The sequence below is a fragment of the Brevibacillus sp. NPDC058079 genome (assembly GCF_042885155.1).
Classification (GTDB): Bacteria; Bacillota; Bacilli; order Brevibacillales; family Brevibacillaceae; genus Brevibacillus.
In genome coordinates this window covers 262,275-281,495 of record NZ_JBHVSO010000007.1, presented here as the reverse complement: position 1 = coordinate 281,495, position 19,221 = coordinate 262,275, and the positions used below count along the sequence as shown (strand labels likewise).

Annotated in this window: 12 protein-coding genes; 9 read left to right on the top strand and 3 right to left on the bottom strand. The window is 38.0% G+C overall.

What is annotated here, in order from left to right; translation table 11 throughout:
* Nucleotides 1-104: 104 nt before the first annotated feature.
* The 6 genes from recA to ACFVS2_RS21690 all read left to right on the top strand — a co-directional run bounded on the left by recA (nt 105) and on the right by ACFVS2_RS21690 (nt 9,314).
* Complete coding sequence (gene recA, locus ACFVS2_RS21715; RefSeq protein WP_390237571.1) at nt 105-1,142, top strand: recombinase RecA; 1,038 nt, start codon at nt 105-107, stop codon at nt 1,140-1,142.
* Nucleotides 1,143-1,215: 73 nt separating this feature from the next.
* Nucleotides 1,216-1,407, top strand: a complete 192-nt coding sequence (locus ACFVS2_RS21710) for a hypothetical protein (protein ID WP_390237568.1) — start codon at nt 1,216-1,218, stop codon at nt 1,405-1,407.
* 320 nt (nt 1,408-1,727) lie between these two features.
* Nucleotides 1,728-3,164, top strand: coding sequence for a hypothetical protein (locus tag ACFVS2_RS21705; protein WP_390237566.1), 1,437 nt, complete (start codon nt 1,728-1,730; stop codon nt 3,162-3,164).
* Nucleotides 3,165-4,341: 1,177 nt separating this feature from the next.
* Nucleotides 4,342-5,565, top strand: a complete 1,224-nt coding sequence (locus tag ACFVS2_RS21700; RefSeq protein WP_390237565.1) for a hypothetical protein — start codon at nt 4,342-4,344, stop codon at nt 5,563-5,565.
* Nucleotides 5,566-6,379: 814 nt separating this feature from the next.
* A complete protein-coding gene (locus ACFVS2_RS21695) occupies nt 6,380-7,690 on the top strand; it encodes a PhoH family protein (RefSeq protein ID WP_390237563.1) in 1,311 nt (436 codons plus the stop codon).
* Nucleotides 7,691-7,715: 25 nt separating this feature from the next.
* Nucleotides 7,716-9,314, top strand: coding sequence for a stalk domain-containing protein (locus tag ACFVS2_RS21690; protein ID WP_390237561.1), 1,599 nt, complete (start codon nt 7,716-7,718; stop codon nt 9,312-9,314).
* A 269-nt stretch (nt 9,315-9,583) separates the two neighbouring features.
* On the opposite strand, the gene ACFVS2_RS21685 is transcribed toward ACFVS2_RS21690, so the two are convergent.
* From ACFVS2_RS21685 to ACFVS2_RS21675, 3 genes are all read right to left on the bottom strand, one after another.
* Nucleotides 9,584-10,366, bottom strand: coding sequence for a peptidase (locus ACFVS2_RS21685; protein WP_390237558.1), 783 nt, complete (start codon nt 10,364-10,366; stop codon nt 9,584-9,586).
* Nucleotides 10,367-10,413: 47 nt separating this feature from the next.
* Nucleotides 10,414-10,818: a hypothetical protein gene (locus ACFVS2_RS21680; RefSeq protein ID WP_390237556.1), complete on the bottom strand. Its 405-nt coding sequence runs from the start codon at nt 10,816-10,818 to the stop codon at nt 10,414-10,416.
* 482 nt (nt 10,819-11,300) lie between these two features.
* Nucleotides 11,301-11,828: an ADP-ribosyltransferase-containing protein gene (locus ACFVS2_RS21675; protein ID WP_390237554.1), complete on the bottom strand. Its 528-nt coding sequence runs from the start codon at nt 11,826-11,828 to the stop codon at nt 11,301-11,303.
* A 1,011-nt stretch (nt 11,829-12,839) separates the two neighbouring features.
* On the opposite strand from ACFVS2_RS21675, the gene ACFVS2_RS21670 reads away from it, so the two are divergent.
* The 3 genes from ACFVS2_RS21670 (at nt 12,840) to ACFVS2_RS21660 (ending at nt 19,076) form a co-directional block, all read left to right on the top strand.
* Nucleotides 12,840-13,844 carry a stalk domain-containing protein gene (locus ACFVS2_RS21670; RefSeq protein ID WP_390237552.1) on the top strand — a complete coding sequence of 335 codons (1,005 nt, stop codon included), beginning with the start codon at nt 12,840-12,842 and terminating at the stop codon, nt 13,842-13,844.
* Between the two features lie 146 nt (nt 13,845-13,990).
* Nucleotides 13,991-15,877, top strand: a complete 1,887-nt coding sequence (locus ACFVS2_RS21665; protein ID WP_390237550.1) for a zinc-ribbon domain-containing protein — start codon at nt 13,991-13,993, stop codon at nt 15,875-15,877.
* Nucleotides 15,878-16,130: 253 nt separating this feature from the next.
* Nucleotides 16,131-19,076, top strand: coding sequence for an Athe_2463 domain-containing protein (locus ACFVS2_RS21660; protein ID WP_390237547.1), 2,946 nt, complete (start codon nt 16,131-16,133; stop codon nt 19,074-19,076).
* The last annotated feature ends 145 nt before the right edge of the window (nt 19,077-19,221 follow it).

The window sequence follows — 19,221 nt, the reverse complement described above, 5'->3', positions numbered from 1 at the left end:
AGAATGGCGCTTGTAGGACAGCTTATTCTGAATTAAATTCGGTAATTTATACGACATCATTCATCAATTATTCATAACAACTACTATTCAGGAGATGATTTGAATTGAGTAAAGATAAAAAAGCGGCACTCGAATCTGCATTGCGTCAAATCGAAAAACAATTTGGTAAAGGTTCCATTATGAAGCTTGGGGAGAAAACAAACATGCGAGTTGAATCCTCTTCTTCAGGCTCTCTCTATCTCGATGAAGCGATTGGAATCGGTGGTTATCCAAAGGGTCGTATTATTGAAATTTACGGACCTGAATCGGCGGGTAAAACCACTGTTGCTCTTCATGCTATTGCAGAAGTTCAAAAAGCTGGTGGACAAGCCGCTTTTATTGACGTTGAGCATGCGTTAGATCCTATTTATGCAGCTAAACTTGGCGTTAATGTAGAAGAACTCCTCCTCTCTCAACCTGATACGGGTGAAATGGCGTTAGAGATTGCTGAAGCCCTTGTTCGAAGCGATGCTGTTGACATTCTTGTGCTTGACTCTGTAGCCGCTTTAGTTCCAAAGGCAGAAATTGAAGGTGACATGGGCGATTCTCACGTTGGACTACAAGCACGTTTGATGTCTCAAGCAATGAGAAAACTCTCTGGTGCAATTAACCGCTCAAAAGTAATTGCCATCTTCATCAACCAACTCCGCGAAAAGGTTGGCGTGATGTTTGGGAACCCAGAAGTTACTCCTGGTGGTCGTGCGCTGAAATTCTACGCTTCCGTTCGTTTGGACGTTCGAAAAGGTGAAGCGATAAAAATGGGAAACGACATTATTGGGTCTAAAGCAAAAATTAAAGTCGTAAAAAACAAAGTGTCTCCCCCATTTAAACAAGTTGATGTAGATATCATGTACGGCAAGGGAATTGACCGTAATGGTGAACTCATTGATCTCGGTGTAGATCGCGGAATCATTGAGAAAGCAGGAGCATGGTACTCTTACAATAATGAACGTCTTGGTCAAGGACGTGAAAATTCAAAACAATTCTTAGCAGAGAATGACCGGATTCGCAAAGAAATTGAGGCAAACGTTCTGGAAACAATGAGGTACAACATCCAAATTGACAACACCGAAGAAACCGATCCACTCCTTGCCAATGAGTAAAGAGTCAAAATGGAATCATTCTTTGTCGGGTAAAACCTTCAATCGACGGAACTGCCCTATATGTGGAGCTGAGTTGACCAATCCTGATCGCTCTGGAGCATTTGATGACACTCGTTATTGTGTTACTGACGCCAATCATTACAAAAAATTCATCAGTCTTTTTGCCAACAGTGTAACCATTTTGGGGAAGCGATTCGACGGAGAAGAAGAAATTGAACAAATCGAATCGTTTCTTGATGAAGTAGGCAACACGAATTTTCAATAATAATGGATGAAGGAAGACACCCTCTATTGGGTGTCTTTTTCATTGAAATCAAAAAAGATTATGTAGCAAAAAAGTGATTGTCTATACTTTGTCTTGAGCCTACTCAAATCTTTCTATAATTCCAGCATAGCTCAAATAGCTCCTGTTTTTATACTTGTAAAAATACATGCAATTATACATGTAATTATTTAAGTATTTTTGCACGCATAAATGCTAATCGATTTCGAATCCTCCTCTCCCCTCCTACTCCTCACGTTTTTTGATTTGTGTTATAGTAGAAACAGTATTGACTTGCATATTTCAATGAGGGAGGTGTACATATGCAAGACATACCGAGAGTCGTCCTTTCCGAAATCATGGATAGTATTGGCGATCAAATAAAATCTCAAATGATTAAATATCTCTATAAAGATGAAGAAGAAAATGCAAGCGTCTTGTTGGAAGACTACATCAAAACCTTAGTTTCAACGGTGTTTTTTGAAGATGATATCGTTGATTTTAGCGAAATAAAGAATACGTATCATCGAAGAAGACAATTAACGAAGAAAAATTGGTATAACGCCTTGAAGAGTGACCTGGATAAAAATAAGCACACACCTATTCATGATGAAATGAAGATTCTTGAGAGGTTGCTGGAACGAAAACAAGGAAATGAAAACATTAAAGAACTTTTTTCTACAGAAGATCCTTCTGAGTTAATTGATATCCGCCTAAGCGAGATAGAAGCTTGGGCAACTAACAAAAGTTCTAATTTAGCAGACTACCCTTATTTGGAAACCAAAAAACAGTACCAATTGGAAAAAGCCTTTGAAACTGACATCATTTATATCGTCAGTGATTTTCTAAAAGATAGTCCGAGTAAATGGATCACTGAACGTGCCAACCAAATGATTGAGGTATCCTCCGTCTTTGACGTTTCTCATAAAGTGACTCAAGGGAATTTGATGGTCAATCCTGAATCAAAAAAAACGGTTTTATACGATCAGTACAAACTCAGTAACGATAAGCTTATTATTTCAATCCTCCAGCCTGATGAAAGCGATGAGATTGTTTTAGACAAAATGACCCTTCTTGACGAGAAAGATTCGTCGATTCTCCAGATCACTTTAGATTCCAGGGGCGAACGTTTCTACAAAGAAAAGAAAATCGCTATTGATTTGAGGGATATTGTCCGAGAGGTGTATAAATCGGAGAGTAATAAGGCTTACGATCTTGCTAAAAAACGTTTGATGAAAATCGGGCAATTTTCAATTGAAGGACGAGTACTTAATCAAAACAAAGAAGCGTACCGTGAATTCTTGTTCAACTTCTTCCAATCAGTTGACATCATTAAAGACCCTGCAACTGGAAGAGTATACGCTGAAATCACCTTTTCCGATTTCTTGCAACAACAGTACATTGACAAACAAACCGTACAAATTTACAGTCACTTAATCAAGCGATTAGAAAATCCGATATCTCGATTACTGGTTTATGCTTTCCAAAAGGAACGAATGGATGCATATTTACAAGGGCGTGAACCGCGTAGATTCTTTGACTACAATTATTTTCATGACAGAATCCGGTTTCGATCAAAGCGCCTTGAATCCAACTTGAAGACTATCCAGACATCTCTTCAAGAATTCAAGGATCTACACGTTCTCGTTGGCAATTACAAACGAAATGGAAATGGATTTGACATTGAACTCCATCCGATCACAGACGACGAAAAAGAAGATTTTTTCTCAGCTGCTTCACTGCAATTGCTTGAAGGATAGTTAAAAGCTATCCTTCTTTTTTATTTAAAAAAGCGACTTTTTACATAAAAGACGCACTCTGTTTGATTCCACGCCTCGATTCTCTGTATCCTTACTTGTTAGCCGTTGCCGATTACTTCGGTATTCTTGCTATCACTTTTTACATAAAAGACGCACTGTAGAAATGTAAAAAGTATTGTTCTCAACCTAATTAATCGTCTTTTTACAAAAATGACGCACCATTACACGCAAATTGAAAAACTTGTTTCCTTCGTAACCCCTCTTTTTACAAAAATGACGCACTTAGTCTCTGAAAGAACACTTCCCTCCCTTTTTACAAAAATCACGCACTAAAACCGTTATTTAAAAAATTGACTATAGTGTACAAGGTGGGTTAAAATCCTTTATAGACAAGAAAACGAAATGAGCATGCCTTGTAATCTATTACTTTCTTTGAAATGTCCTTGTGTATGCTTGTATTCTGTTTTACCGACAAGCAATATCTTTTTACAAAAATGACGCACCTCAACAGCATTTATTTACAAAAGTAGCGCACTGTATATTGTTCTTTTACAAATCTAACGCACCAAAAAGCATCTTTTTACAAAACTCATGCACCTGATACATCAGACCATAGAAGGTCAACTGCTCTCATTCAGGTTCTTTTTACAAAAGTGACGCACCTGCAAAGTGAGTTTTACAAAAATGGCGCACTTAGAGAGATCATTTTACAAATATTGCGCACCTGCAATTAGATTTTACAAAAGTTCCGCACTACGTTCGATTAAATTTATTTTCAAAAAGTATGAATACTTAAAAATCCTTGTCACATCCGGCTTCTCAGCCTTTTTACAAAAATCACGCACTGCAATGTAGCAATGAAATGTCCGTAAATCATAGGACTTTGGCACATTTTACAAAAACGGCGCACTTGACAGCCGTCTTACACTATCAAATATTCATTGCTATAATGTCTCTAATACATAAAGAAACCGATAGAAATAAAAAAACCCAACCAGGCTTCTATCAAGTGAATAGTTTGGCGACTGGCACTTGATAGAAAAGAAGCGGAAGGGTTTTGGTATAACCATGTTTAATTTTCGTGATTTGATTTTATCACGTTTTTATTAAAAGTGGAAGCCAAAACCTCTATTTTGTCATACCTTTTTATGGTTGGGTTAGAAAGGAATCCAGTGATATGAAGCATCATCCTGACCTTTTCGATGCCCGAACTCTACACAATGATACTCGTTTACTATTTAAGCTCAAATTATTGCTCGGCACTATTTGTGCTTATGGTGGCGAAATCCCTCTTTCTCATTCTGAAATTGCAAAAAGAATGGGAACTTCTACCTATCGTATTCGTACCCTTCTCCAAAAGTTAATTTTTGAAGGTATTGTTCATTATGACGATTATGGAAAACTATTTTTCAATCGTTATGTATTCGTACAGGAAAAAGAGGAAACAACTGTAGACGAGCTTTACTCCAAGCATTTTGAATTTTTTACATGCGAGGAGTTCTTAGGCGAGGAAAGAAATGTGCAGCGCTTTGTTCTTCACTATGTTGGGAAAGAGCTTGTTTATATCCCTGGTAATTGGAAATGGGGACACGTTAAAGATCTATATGGTTCAGAGGGCTTGCTTAATATTCGTACTCGCAAAGAAGCTCTTGTGATTTTAGAAAAAGCATCCAAGTACCTTAAAATGAAGGTATATCAAGAAAACTATCAAGTGATCGGCGTTCAACAGCAGTGGTTAGATATGGGAGAAATCTATTCGGAAGGTGCAGAGCTGTGGGTTTTCAAACAGCTTAAAAAGCATCGTTTTTGCTGTGACTTCATATCTCGAAAAGCTCAATGGCAATTAGCAAAAGTCATGGAAGACTACTATGCTAAATTTGGTTATGAATATGCAACCGAGATTTTTGATACGGCGTTGTACAATATTCAAAAGAACAAAATGCGCTCACAAGCTTTTTTTCATCTGATCTATAAGGATGAATCGGAATACCTTATTACCGATGAGAAGAATGAGCTTGATGAAATTAGCGCCTATTTTCGCGCAGTCATGGAATCGGCTGAGCTTACTTATGCTGTGCAAATGTCAATGGAGCTTGATGCGCTCACACAAAAGAAGCGGTATGCCGAACAACATCTATTTAAAGATGGTGAGATTTCTACCATCAACGAGCAGATCATTGAAGAAGCAAGTCTACAGCGAGAAGTCGTTTGGGAGAAACTTCTTCACATGCAACGTTGCTGGTTGATTCGATTTACACAGAATCCTAACTGGTTTGTTAAAAATCGTCAGAGGATACTCACCTTACCTGAGTCCCCTTTTTACGAGATTCAAAAGAAAATAAAAATCTATATGACCCAGCAAGCGGAAAAGGAGCTGCATAATGCGAATTGGGCTATATAACATAAACACCTTCCACGCTTGAGGCTTTTTTGCTATGTCTATTTTCCTTAAATCGACACCTCTGATTCAACGGTGGCTTCACTATAATGGAGCGACCGTTATTTTGCGTGTTTTTTATCCCCTCCCTTTAAACTCCACTCCTCCCTTTCTTTGTCCAGACTCCATATTTTCGTATGAAACTAACTGAAATCTATTGTCTTCTGTATATTTATTCACGTACCTACTTCCTATATATGGATTTTTTAAAGCAAAAGCTGTGGATAACGTTATTTTTACATCGGATAAACCATTTCTACTTGTGGATAAAAAAATTATGGCGATGAATAACAATTAGATGATCGTGAATTACCAATCCAGCCCTCTTGATAATATGTTTGTGGTTAGGGATAAACAGTCTTATCAGTTGGATTCCGATCTTCTCTTTCTTTTTCCAATTTGTTGCCATCTCCAGAACCCTGTCATATCAAGGATTTTTGGTGTCAAAACAGTCTCATAGAAAGGTATTAACGAATAGCACTAACTCTATGGTTTTATCTAATGGATTTGAATAATGATACTAACAAATTTTATTAAGGAATGATCTTATACAGGCATCGAAAAAATACTTCCCTACTCTTTTCATAAATCTATGAAAGTAAAAGCTCATTTAGAACTAAAAGTCTCCTACTCACAAAATGAACCTCGAATCTATGAAATTGCTCGAACACGGTACTACCAATAATGTATATCTCCCTTTTTTTATCAATGAGAAGATAAGTGCGTATAATCCATTAACCTGCTTCTAAATCCAAAAATGAGAGGAGATTTGCCCTTGATGAAAAAGTTCACTCTTGATACCAGCGTTCTTATTTACGATGTAGATAGTCTTTATAACTTTGAAGACAATGAAGTGATCATCCCGAGTGTCGTTTATGAAGAAATTAATAATCTCAAAGAGGAAGATTCCGAACGAGGTTACTATGCTCGCAAAGTAGCCGAAATACTGGATCAACTCTCCCAAAAGGCTCCGCTGCGAAACGGAGTCATGCTTGGAAAAACGAAAATCCGAACCAGTTACGACATTCATGATGAAGATATTAAGAAAGCACTCATGATGAACAAAAACGATTACAAAATCATCGCCTGTGCAAAAAACAATAAATCGATCCTCATTACCAGAGATCGCATGATGCGTGTCATTGCCAGAGATTTTGTAATGGTCGAAGAATATCATGCGGATAGAGTCAAAGTTCAGGAGTTATACAAAGGATATCGAAAGCAAGTTGTCAATCCAGGGAAAATAGAACAACTATATTCGAAGCGTTTAGAGAATGAGTATGATTTGTATCCGAATGAATTTGTCATTCTTGAAAGCAACGAAAATCCTGAGCACAGAGGTATTGGCATTTTCAAAAAGGATCGAATCCTCCCGCTCGACTTTAAAATGTTGGATACAGGTGGACTCAAACTCAAGCTAACACCATTAAATTTGGAGCAACAAATGCTGCTGTACTTGATGCTGGATAAATCAATCACATGCGTCACGGCAACAGGCACGTCCGGTAAAGGAAAGAGCTTAATGGCTGTTGATTACGCTCTCGGAAGTGTGCAAGCAAATCTCTTTAATCAATTCATGTACACAAAATCAACGATTGCTGTAGATAAGCGTGAGGAACTTGGATTTTATCCGGGAGACGTAGGAGATAAATTGAAGCCGCATCTTCAACCACTATACTCTTCGATTGAGTACCTCTACAAAAAGGAGCTATATAAGAATCCCAAGCAACGACGCTCTGTTGATCAGAAGGTGGAAGAACTCCTTTTAACAGATCATCTTCGCTTCTACCCTCTTGCAAATATTCGGGGGATGTCTGTTGATGAAAAGATTGTGATGCTGGATGAAGCACAAAATACTACAAACCATATGATTAAGAGCTTAGTTACTCGTATGAATGACAGCTCCAAACTGATCGTTACTGGTGATATTGAACAAATCGATGACCGAAATCTCAATAAATTTAATAACGGTCTTACCCATCTAATTGAAGCGGGAAAAGAGGAAGAATTCATCGGGCATATCTGCATGGATCTGACTCCAGAATCAAAACGCGGCAAGCTGGCTACATTTGGTTCAATGAAGTTGTAAACCGAACAAGAAAGGAGGTTTTTCAGTGAAGAGATGGACAAAGAAGTGGGTTCCTTCCCTACTGACGGCTGTGATGCTATCCAGCATCCCCGTCAGTGTCTTGTCCTCTACGGCATACGCTGAGACGGTATCAGAGGGTAAACAAGAGTTAACCTATGAACAGCAACGTAAAGCGATTGAGGACGCCTTAGAAGCAACGAAGGAAGAATTTTCGAAAGAGACATTGAAGGAAACTATTGATACGTATCTTCAATTACCAACATTGGAGGATTATCCAAAAATTGATTACGTCAACGACAAAAAAGATTTTGCAGAAAAAATACTTGCTGAAATCAATCGTTTATCTGATGATGTTGAGAAATTAGAAGTAACAACTTACTTTGCTACACAAGTGGTTGATCTTATTTACGAAACAAAGAGTTTTAATGACTTTGGTGTCGCTAATAGCCTCATCAAATTGTTGCCAGAAGGAGCTGCAAGGACAGAACTCGCATCAAAATTGGAGATATCCAAAAATATTTTACCAAAAGGGCCGAGTGATTATATCGATTGGAATAATCCACCTAATAATCTCAATGATTTTTTGGATCCACCTCCGAATTATGAGTATGATAATCTTCCTGATGACTTTGATAAAGAGGCATATCAAAATGGTGGAAAAGGAGGAACTCCCCCTCCCCCAGCATCACCTTATGATCGCACCGAAATTCAATATCGCACAGAGGGTGGAAAATGCTACAAAATATTGGAGCATTATAAGAATGGGAAGTTGATGAAAACGGAGAAACAATCTCCTGATAAAATGGAAATGGCATTTTGTGGGACAGCAGAGCCTCCTAAATCTGGTACTTCATTTAATTCTTCAAAAAGCACTTACACTGGATTTGATCCTTATAATCAAAAATCAGTTGAACAAATTCAACAACAAGAAAATACAAAGCAACCCATTGTGGATCAAATCACGGTTCAATATACTTTTGACAAATCATCTGAGTCACCATACTTCTATGATACAGGTATTGCCATAGCAGAGAATAAAACGGTGACATATGCAAAAGCAAAAGACGCTCTGCACATGATTTCTGTTCAAGCAAAAGGTAAATTTGTTGAAGATAAAGGGAAATCCCTCGCATTGATTAATGGGAAAATTATACTGGTCACAGATCCAGGTAAAGCAATGCCTTTCGGAGAATTTGCTACAATGTTTAGTGAAACGAATGTAGGCGTTCGTGCATTGGATACACGTAGTGGAGAGCAGGTAGAATTGGCTGACCTTGTGGAGATTAAAGGAATTAAGTCTGTGTTTATCAAAGGCAAGGAAATCAAATTAGTTTCTAAGCCGATTGTTGATAACTCTATTGCCCTCTTCCCTATCGAGCAAATTGCAAAAGCACTTGGGGGTACAACAGAGAAAAACGGAAAAACCCTCGTCGTTAAAAACAAGAGTCAAACTCTTATTTACGAAGATGGTAGTACAACGATTCTTTCAAATGATAAGAAAGTCGATGCGTATGTCCCTATCCGAATCAATAAAGATGGTATCTTGATGGCTCCAATTCGTGCGCTCGTAGATGCTTTTGATCTTTCAGTTGAAATGGAAGATGCTAACGTAATGATTCGATAATCGGTTATCTCTAAGGTAAATGCAAATAACAAAAAGAGCCATGAAGTTCTGGCTCTTTTTTTGTTTGTCATTGTTTAGGGCGGTTTTTTGAGATCATCTAAGCTGTGTCGTCTTTTTGGTATCCTTATGCATTTGTTTTACATTGATATTCATCTCTCCCCTCTTATATATTTTGGATGCAAAAAAACAGAAGGAGATAGGACGGAATCTCCATCTTATCAATCCTTCTGTGTCATACTTGAAACAAGGCTATGTTGGAAGCACGTTTCTTATTCTTTGTCCTCGACTGCCTCATGATTGGAGATCAATTCAAATTCTCCAATTTGAGTTTCTCCATCAACAGCATAAAGCGGGATAATTTGAACATTGCCCTTATCGTGATTCTGCTCAAGCGCTTCTTTAGGCGTGGTAACTTCTGGTGTTAAATCCTCTACTCGTACGTATCCTTCTTCCCCATTTGTACCGACGGCAGAAATCAAATCTGGGAATTCGCCTACTGACTTTTCAGACAATCCAGAACCATAGGTTTCGCCGTTGTCGTTTACATCGTATTCATCCAGCGATAGCAATTCCTCGATAATTGGCGAGGTTTCAGTTTCTTTTGCAAAAGAAGACTTTTTTAGTTCTTGTTTAGGAGATTTATATCCTGTCACTTTGGTATATCCATTCCCATTATAGAACTCAGCTCTGCTTTGGGCATAATATCTTCCAGGAGTTATTATACGTGGGGAATACCCAATCCAGCCTGCAAGTTTGGAGGTATTGTACTCCATACTACTTGCTGTTTTCAGAGTTCCATTATCATCATACAGAAATGCTTGTCCGCCCATGTAACCGATAGGTACATTCTCATCCGTATCGATAGAGACAACGGCTTCCACTGTATCATCACGTCCACTCATCCCATAACGCTCCCATACAGCAGATGTAAACGAATAGTCAATTCCCTTTACCCTTACATTATACGGATCTGAAGTCGTATCTGCGGATGCTGGAGTGCTAATCAGAAACAATGATAAAGCTGGGATTAATAAGATATTCCTCTTTTTCACTTTTCTCTCTCCTCACCATATTGTGTTGGATTATATGTTTTGTTACATTAATCCCTTCTTGAAGAATACAGTCTAAATTCTCCAATGACAGTTTTGCCATCTGATTTATACAAAGGTATTGATTTGTAACCGAGTTTTTCCATCGATTTCTGATAAGCATAGGCTTCTTCTGGCGTAGAAACATTTGCATTCAAATCAGTGGCTTTTACATATCCATTGACACCATTTTCGCCAGTTGCACTAATTAAATCTGGTACTTGTGTTGTACCCACAGGGTAAGGCCCTTGTCCATAAGTTTGTCCTTGATCGTTTATTGGATAGTTAGGAATGTTTGAATTAGAAGCACCTTTGTAATTCATTGGAGAAAACAAAGCTCCACTCTGATTGACTACAAGCACTGCTACGAAACCCATTACGACCAGCGCAGCACCAATAAATAACTTTTTTTTCATTTGATGACCACTTACCCTTCTTTTGATAGTAGATTCTGTTTGTTATGACGCAAAAAGGGTCCTAAATGTTCTATGTTAACGCAAAATGTGAGGAAGATATGATACTTATGTTAGAAAAAAGGAATAATTATCCTTTTGATCAAATCATAACATACCATTGCATTGAGGTTCACTACTTTTAAGTGAATTGTAAAAAAAAGGGGCTTTATGAGTAGTTCAAAAGTTCCGAACTATTCCCTGGTAATGGAAACTTTCAGCCGTAACAATGATTAAAAAAGGATGTTTTCTAAAAATTGTTGCTTTACCGATTGACTCGCATTCAACACATTCCTCGTAACTTTTTCTTTGTTATCATCTATATTTTATCCGTAGAACAATGTGGTCAATATCTTGTTGGGGGTATAATGTCTGATTAAAAATTGAAAAGAGCCTGCCCTAAAGACAGACTCTTTTTCCGTTTTTATACTGTACTCTTATTTTCCTTATGATCTTTTAAGCTCTTTCACCTCGATTATCTGAATGATGTCATTGGTTAAAGCAATATATAGTTTTTGACCATTTCCCCAATCTGCATCTAAAACAATACTGTCATAACCTAATACTTGATAGACTAATGACAAACTGGCTTCCATATTTCCAGAAGCGTTTGCGATACCAGAGATAATATCTACATCGTTAGCACTATGATCATATTCGCCACTTACAGCTTTGTTTAATACCTTTTCTAAACCTTCACAGGCTACATCCCCCCAATAGAATAAGTAATCGGTTGCTTCATGAAGGGCTAATAAATATTTTTTCAGCCCTTCTTTCGTTATGGTTTTCTTTTCACTGCTAAGTGGTTTCTTACTATGGAATTCAACCGTATATAAATAGCCATCTCCCCCGTAACCAGAAGCAACACCCACACTATCCGTAAAATAAAATCCTTTTCCTTCCATTGTTCCGTTTGTGCCTATCTTGCTATAATCAAAAACCTCAAACAATTCCCTTGAGCCATGATATACCAACACATTTATCCCTACTTTCCTATTCTTCCCTGTATAAAATTTTTCCCTAATAAAAACCTGTTTTTTTCTAATCTTTATATCATATACCACTTTACTAAAAAACAATCTTTAAAGGAGAGTTCCTATAATAAATTCTGTATTCGTAAGGATTGTCTAATTTCTACTTTTATATCGAAAAGCAACAATCTGTGCGAAAAGAGCCTCAAAAAAGAAGCCTATTGCTCCACAATCGACCAAAGTAGCGGAGTAATAGGCTTCTTCTCACGTAATTTTGTCTTAACCGAAAAGGCAGAAACAACGATTTCCACCTAAAACATCCTTTTTTCGTCCTTTACTTATACGGTAGAGGATCTCAGACCTTCACAAATCGTTACACTTGCTTCCATTGTTAGTTTGGTATACTCGAATAATCGAGTACCGGAAACATTCTGGAATGTTCTCAAAGTGGTTCGCAGTATGCACGTAAAGTTTTTGGCAAGCAAAAACCCACCGCATAGGTTTGGTCGCCTTTGGTGGGTTCGCTTTAGGGTAGGTTTTATGACTTAACTGCACGCCGTGGTCATTAGCTTCACAGTTGTCGTGAACCGTATTTGGTTGCCGCCAGATACGGTTTTTTCTTATTAAAGGGAAGATACACTTCCTACATTTATTTTAGAGAAATAATGGGATACTGTCAATAATTCAAACTGGAATTCTATTATAACATCTATTCAATTATTCAACGAAATTCTTTTATTCTCTCTCATGAAACACGTCCGATGAGTCTTCACTTACTATTCTATCCCCCTTCTTCTCCTTTACTTCGTCATCTCGAAGCAAAAGTGTAAAAAATAATTGACAAAACAGTCAATGAGACATATAATATTGAATATAGTCAATGTGTTAGAACCATGTTCAAGTTTCGCGATACTTCTGTTATTATTGTAACAGGAATGATCTACTATAAATGGATGGTTTCACAAAACAGGTGTTTGTAAAAAGCAAACGATTCTTACAAGGAGGTAATCGAAATTGGAAAATGCAAAAAATTATATGTTCAACTGGAGAACGTTCGCAATTGCTATCATTGTCGGAATTTTAATAGTGATTAGCACTTTTGCTGGAAATACAACTTCTCTCACTGTGAATGGAAAGGACGTAACCAACCAAGGTGAGCCTACCTATCGCGCTGGAGTTTTGTATCTTCCTCTCGAATCTGTTGTAAAAGGCATGGGCGATTCTTTTACTTGGGTAACAATGCCAAGAGTTGCTAATGTGAAGACTAAAAACGGTAAAGAAGTAACTGTTACAATTGCAAAGTCCGTAATTATGGTAGATGGCAAAAGTGTACCTATATCATCATTAGAACTTCAAGGAACTAAAGTTCCAGTGCAGGCAAAGCCAGTTGTTGTAAATGACATGCTTTATGTACCCTATGATTTCTTTAAGACCGTATTAGGATATCCTGTTGAAGTAAAGAAAAACGGTAGCAAGGAAGATATCACTGTAGGACAAGGTACTCCTATTCTTACTCCAGTACCTCTAATTGATCCACGCTATCCTTTGCCATCTGGATGGACTCCTCCACAATTGAAATCAACTTGGACTTCTGACAAACAGAAGAATATGCAGATCTTGGCGGATGAGTTGGAGTTTAAGAACCTTGGTGCTGGTGCTTCTTACAGTCCATATGGAGATAATGCCTATACTGCGGCAATTCGTCTTTCCGCAAATGATCGTCCATATGATACAAGTATCACTATCGATTACTGGAAAGGTGACGCAAATACGCCTCTGGCACATAAAGTGCCTTATGTAGCAAAAGAACTATTCCGTCTGTATTTTCCTAAAGAGGGATCGAATGTTTGGAAAATCGCAGATGATGCATTCAATGGTAAGAATGTAGATAAGTATCTAAACAAAATGCTTGCATATGAAAATAGGCAAGTTAAAATGATGAATGTCCAAAGTAGTCTTGTGATCATCGTAGGTAAACCAGGAGTAAAATACGACAAAGATTGGAACGTAATCAAATAGTCTAAAAATTAACAGGAGCTTCCAAGCTCCTGTTTTTGTATCAATATATTTAAATTATCCTAAATGGTTCTTGAATTTGAATCAAAAATCTTAACTTGATTAGAAATTGAAATGGAGAGGTTTCGTTATTAAAGGAGGTTATATAGTTGGGAATTACAAATGACTTGTTAAGTAGATTCCCTGATATTGCGAATGAGTGGGACTACGAAAAAAATGGAGTATTAACACCAGACAATATATCATATGGCTCTGGGACGAAAGTTTGGTGGCTTTGCCCTGAAAAAAAACATAGCTATGACGCTTCTCCAAATAATCGTACCAATAAGACGAAAGCAAAAGGTTGTCCGTATTGCGCAAGGCAAAAAGTTTGCCTGGACAATTGTTTGGCAACAACTCATCCAGAGTTAGCAAAAGAGTGGCATCCAATATTAAATGAGGGACTAACAATTTATTCTATCCTCTCGGGAAGCCCTAAAATGGTGTGGTGGCTGTGTCCAGAGAAACAACACGCTTATAAGGAGTCTCCAAAGACTCGCTCCAATCAGAAAACCAATTGTCCATACTGTTCAAATTATAGGGTAAATGAAGAAAATTGTTTGGTATCCACTCACCCAATTGTTGCTAATGAATGGCATCCAACGCGGAATGGGAATTTATGTCCAAACGATATTGTTGCGGGATACAGAAAAAATGTCTGGTGGCTATGTGAAAAGAAACATGAGTATCCTGCATCCCCAAAAAACAGAACAGGTGTGAATAAAACAGGTTGCCCATATTGTTCAGGGCGGAAAGCCTTACCTGAAACATGTTTGGCTGTAACTCACCCAGAAATAGCAAAAGAATGGCATTCGAAATTAAATGGGAATCTAACTCCGAATGATGTGTTACCAGGAAGAAATGCGAAAGTATGGTGGGTTTGTCCTGAGAGGAAACATGAATATCAATCCGCACCTGTAGATAGAACAAGAAAGGACAATCCTACAAATTGTCCATATTGTGCTAATAAGAAGGCTTCCGAAGATAATTGTTTAGCTGTGTTATTTCCAGATCTATTAAAAGAATGGGACTATGAAAAAAACGGGTCAATAACTCCCTACAATATTGTCCCAGGTAGAGAAGCTAAAACATGGTGGCTTTGTCCAGCGAAAGGCCATAGTTATCGAGCATCTCCTTATATCCGTACAACCACAGACAGAGGATGTCCTTATTGTAACAATCGTGAAGCCTGCGAAGATAATTGCTTAGCTGTTACTCATCCTGACCTTACGAAAGAATGGCACCCCACTAAAAATGGCAAATATACTCCCTTCAATGTTCTTGCTGGAAATCATAAGAAGTTTTGGTGGATTTGTTCAAAAGGTCATGAATATCCTGCTTCGTTATTAAATCGAGCAAGAAAAGAAAAGCCAAGTAGGTGCCCTTATTGCACCAACCAAAAAGTCTGCTATGACAACTGTTTAGCAACCACTCATCCAGAATTAGCGAAAGAATGGCATCCAACAAAAAACGGAAAATTAACACCCTATGATGTAATTGCGGGAAGCAATAAGAAAAGGTGGTGGATATGTGAACGAAAACACGAGTGGGAAGCTAATTCAAATAGTAGAGCAAAAAAAGATGGTAGTGGTAGTGGATGTCCAATATGTATTCAAAGCAAAGGTGAAAAGAAGATAGAGAAATTCCTTATAAGCAGAAATATTACACATCAACGGCAGTATGGATTTGAGGATTGTAGATATAAGAGAGTCATCCCCTTTGACTTTGCGATTTTTAACAGTAAAACAGAGCTTATTGCGCTTATCGAGTATGATGGGATACAGCATGAAAAACCTGTTGAAGCTTGGGGAGGAATTAAAAAACTCAATGAAGTTATAAGGAAGGATCACATAAAAAATGAATATTGTAAAAACAGAAACATCAACCTCATTCGCATCAAATATTCTGAATTTAGTCTGATTGAAGTAATACTAATAAAGGAATTCACTCGATTAGGTTTCACGTTTGAAACGAAATCAACCTGTACAATAACTTGAGCCTTTAATTTCAAGGCTCTTTTTTATTGCATTTAAATTGTATTTTCTCACATTGGTATTCCCATAACCTTTAATTTGTTTAGTTCTTATCAAATAATTACTAAGCCTTTTCAATCTCTTTGATTATTAAACGCGTTACATAACTATATGATAATCATACAAAAGAACAAGGAGTCAGACGTGGTTCGACCGATCATGACTACTCCCCTATCTATCTTAGGAAGATAATAAATAGAGAAAAAGGAGGGAGAAAATGAAAAGCAGAATATGGAAAGGAATTTTTGCAACGTTACTTTTAGGTGGACTATCCATTGTGGGATTTGGTAGCAATGACAACTCCACAATAAATAGTAACGCGGCGGAATTTGGAGGTACTCAAAAAGTAATTTGGGATATGGCTGGAAGGGACTCTGACGAACCTCCTTATTCTTTTATTTTTAACCCAAGCTATAATGGGCCTCAGAATAAATACTATGGATCTAAAGTTCGTTTTTATGAGGAATTATATCGTGGGGAATTTCTTTGGTATTCAAAGGTTCCACCTTCTGATGCTACAGAAGCAGATAAAGACATGTACACGATGTATGAGAACAGACTGAGAGTTTGGGGAGGAAATGATGCTGATTGGTTAGTAAGCCCAAGCTATAGTTGGAACCTTAAAAAAGGTAGAAGTACCCCAGGGAAGCAAGATTATTGGGGAGATAACACGGGAACAACGTTAATCTCATCGGGTCCATATGCTGGGAAAAAATATGAATGGAGATATTTGGGATATGAATTCATGGGAAACCCTGTGGAAAACGTGTACTTCCCCCCCGATATCACCCCATCAAAATGGGAGCCTTGGAAGAAAAACTGGATTACTTATCCGTGGGATAAAGGATACACAAAAGAAACTATATTCGATCAAAATCCAGAAAAAGTGCAATGGTTCATCGACTACTTTTTTGATGCTAACCCAAATTTCCGCAGACCTCAAATGAATATTCAAGCAGATGCGGCAGATTGGGCAAGCAAGTTCACGCTTCAAACAGATCCTACACGATCAACTGGTGTCGTTACTGGATATCACACTGTAAATGGTCGTGTGTATTACGCCAGCCTTTTGCTGAAAACTCCTGCTCAACCAAATTTGCGAATGGTTGAATATTCGGTGTACGACAAAGAAACGGGGAAACTCATTGGACAGCAATTATTAAATGCAAACGACAATAAAGACTTTACAGAAACCCGCAACTACTTTGACTCAAATGGAAACAAAGTTGAAAAAGCCTCTATAGAGAAAGGTAAAACCTATTTCATTAAGGCAAAAGTCAAAAACATGGTTGTGCCTGAATTAGCTGGAAAAGATACTACCTATACTCCGATTCGGTTAAATCAGAAATATGCTTATGATTTAACTTCTCACACATTTGGTGAATGGGACGAAACGTACCTTAACTCTGTTGTAACAACTCAACCAGCTACAACGATCAAGTATGGTGGAGCTGTAGACTTCTCGAAACAACAACGAGGCGGAGCAGGTGAAATAACTTGGGAATACACAGTTCCTAATGAAGTTGAAAAGGAAATGGTATTCGAAGCTGATATCGTTGACGGCTTCAAGAAAAAGCGTGAAAACACTTGGGCACAAGACGATGTTGGTCGATTACGCTTCTTCATCAAACCAGAAGACATCTCTATCGGCGATGCACAACTTATCGACAGCAAAGGAAATGTAGTGGATGATGTCATTCCAAATCAAACCTATGGTCTTCGCATCTTTGTTAAAAAATTCGAAGGTGATAGAATCGTCGGTGATCCAAAAGATCCAAAGAATCCTTACGCTTCTATTGACGTTGAAGTAACTGACAAAGGTTCTGTATCTCGTACCCTTCCAGGAAGAGTAGCAAAAGACTCTCTGACGAAAAAAGGAGACACGATTGCTATCGAAGTGCCAAATGCGATTACACCAAAAGCTCCTATTGTCTTTGCCAGATGGCAAATTGCACAGAAGCACCGAGACAATGGACAAAGCCAGATTCCAACGAATGATGGCTGGCGTTCAAAAATGTGGGCATCTGAGGTCAACATCAGTGTTAAAGACTTTAGAGTAAAACCTCAAGCGATTATGCGTCCGAAGGACAAGGAAGCAGGCAAGGAGAACTTGACCTTCCAATTCCAAGTCATGAATCAAAACAGAGAAAAGCAAACGAAAGATATTTCGTATGTGATTCGAAGTCAAGGACGTGATGTTTACAAGGGTACTATTTCTGCTCCAGCAAACAAGCCGATCCCTGTAAACGTATCGGTTCCGAATGTCCCTCTCTTCTTTGGAGAAGTTCCATTCGAAGTAGAAGTGAATCCACCACCTCGTAAGTGGATTGAATTTAAGAAAGATGGTTCAGACCCATACACCGACAACAAGGCAAATAACGCCGTTCACGTTTACCAAAATCAGTTGCCGATTGCGAAGTGTGAAATTGTGCATCCGCAAAACAACTGGACAACAACCTATTCCTTGTATGAATGGCATGGACACCAAGAATCTTATGAGTCGTGTCGCACGAATTCAGATGGCGAAGAGAGTTGTCGGACTGTTACTTACTGTGTAACGGATTGGGACAACGCATGGGAAGAAACAAAATCTCATTACGAGCGTTATGAAATTAAAAATGTATTCTTCCGAAGCAAACTCACCGATGATACCCAAGGTGGATGGGTAGATATCTTGAAACAGCCAGGCAAAGTGAAGGCTGGTTATGGCTTTGAAATAAAATTTGTTGTTCAATATACAACAAATAGCTATTCAGCAGCTCCTAAACCGTGGAGATCGGGATGTAGCGGTAAAACGGTAGATCCAGGCTGGAGTTCAGTGGAAACGCCACAAAGCATCACAGTGACAATGCCTTATTCAGATCAAAGCGGTGAACCGGTAGTTTATAATTTGACACCAACTTCCACATCGGGAACATGGGATAATAAGACTGAGGTATATGAAATGCCAATGCGAAATGCGTTCAACATGAAATCCACGAGAGAAATTTTCGTGAATGAGTGGGCAAGAGATGCAAAATATAGCATTCGTATAGATACCTTCCCATTCTATGGTTCATATGACAAACCACCGACTGACGATATTTTGTGTGACACTAAGCAGGTCATAATACAAATTCTCGGTGCCAATAGTGATGACGTCAAAAGTCACGTGACTCAATAAAAATTCCATTAATTTACAAAAGTTCCTCAGCGAATGTATTGCTGAGGAACTTTTGCTTTTATTAACAGTCAACAATTTGCTTATCATATCAACAGATAATTATGAACTTGGGATGTTGATTAGCATTATTACTTTAGGAGGATTA

Excerpts from the sequence above, each read along its gene's own strand:
- ACFVS2_RS21705 (WP_390237566.1), top strand. The coding sequence starts at position 1,728 with ATGCAAGACATACCGAGAGTCGTCCTTTCCGAAATCATGGATAGTATT.
- ACFVS2_RS21700 (WP_390237565.1), top strand. The coding sequence starts at position 4,342 with ATGAAGCATCATCCTGACCTTTTCGATGCCCGAACTCTACACAATGAT.
- ACFVS2_RS21695 (WP_390237563.1), top strand. The coding sequence starts at position 6,380 with ATGAAAAAGTTCACTCTTGATACCAGCGTTCTTATTTACGATGTAGAT.
- ACFVS2_RS21680 (WP_390237556.1), bottom strand. The coding sequence starts at position 10,818 with ATGAAAAAAAAGTTATTTATTGGTGCTGCGCTGGTCGTAATGGGTTTC.
- ACFVS2_RS21660 (WP_390237547.1), top strand. The coding sequence starts at position 16,131 with ATGAAAAGCAGAATATGGAAAGGAATTTTTGCAACGTTACTTTTAGGT.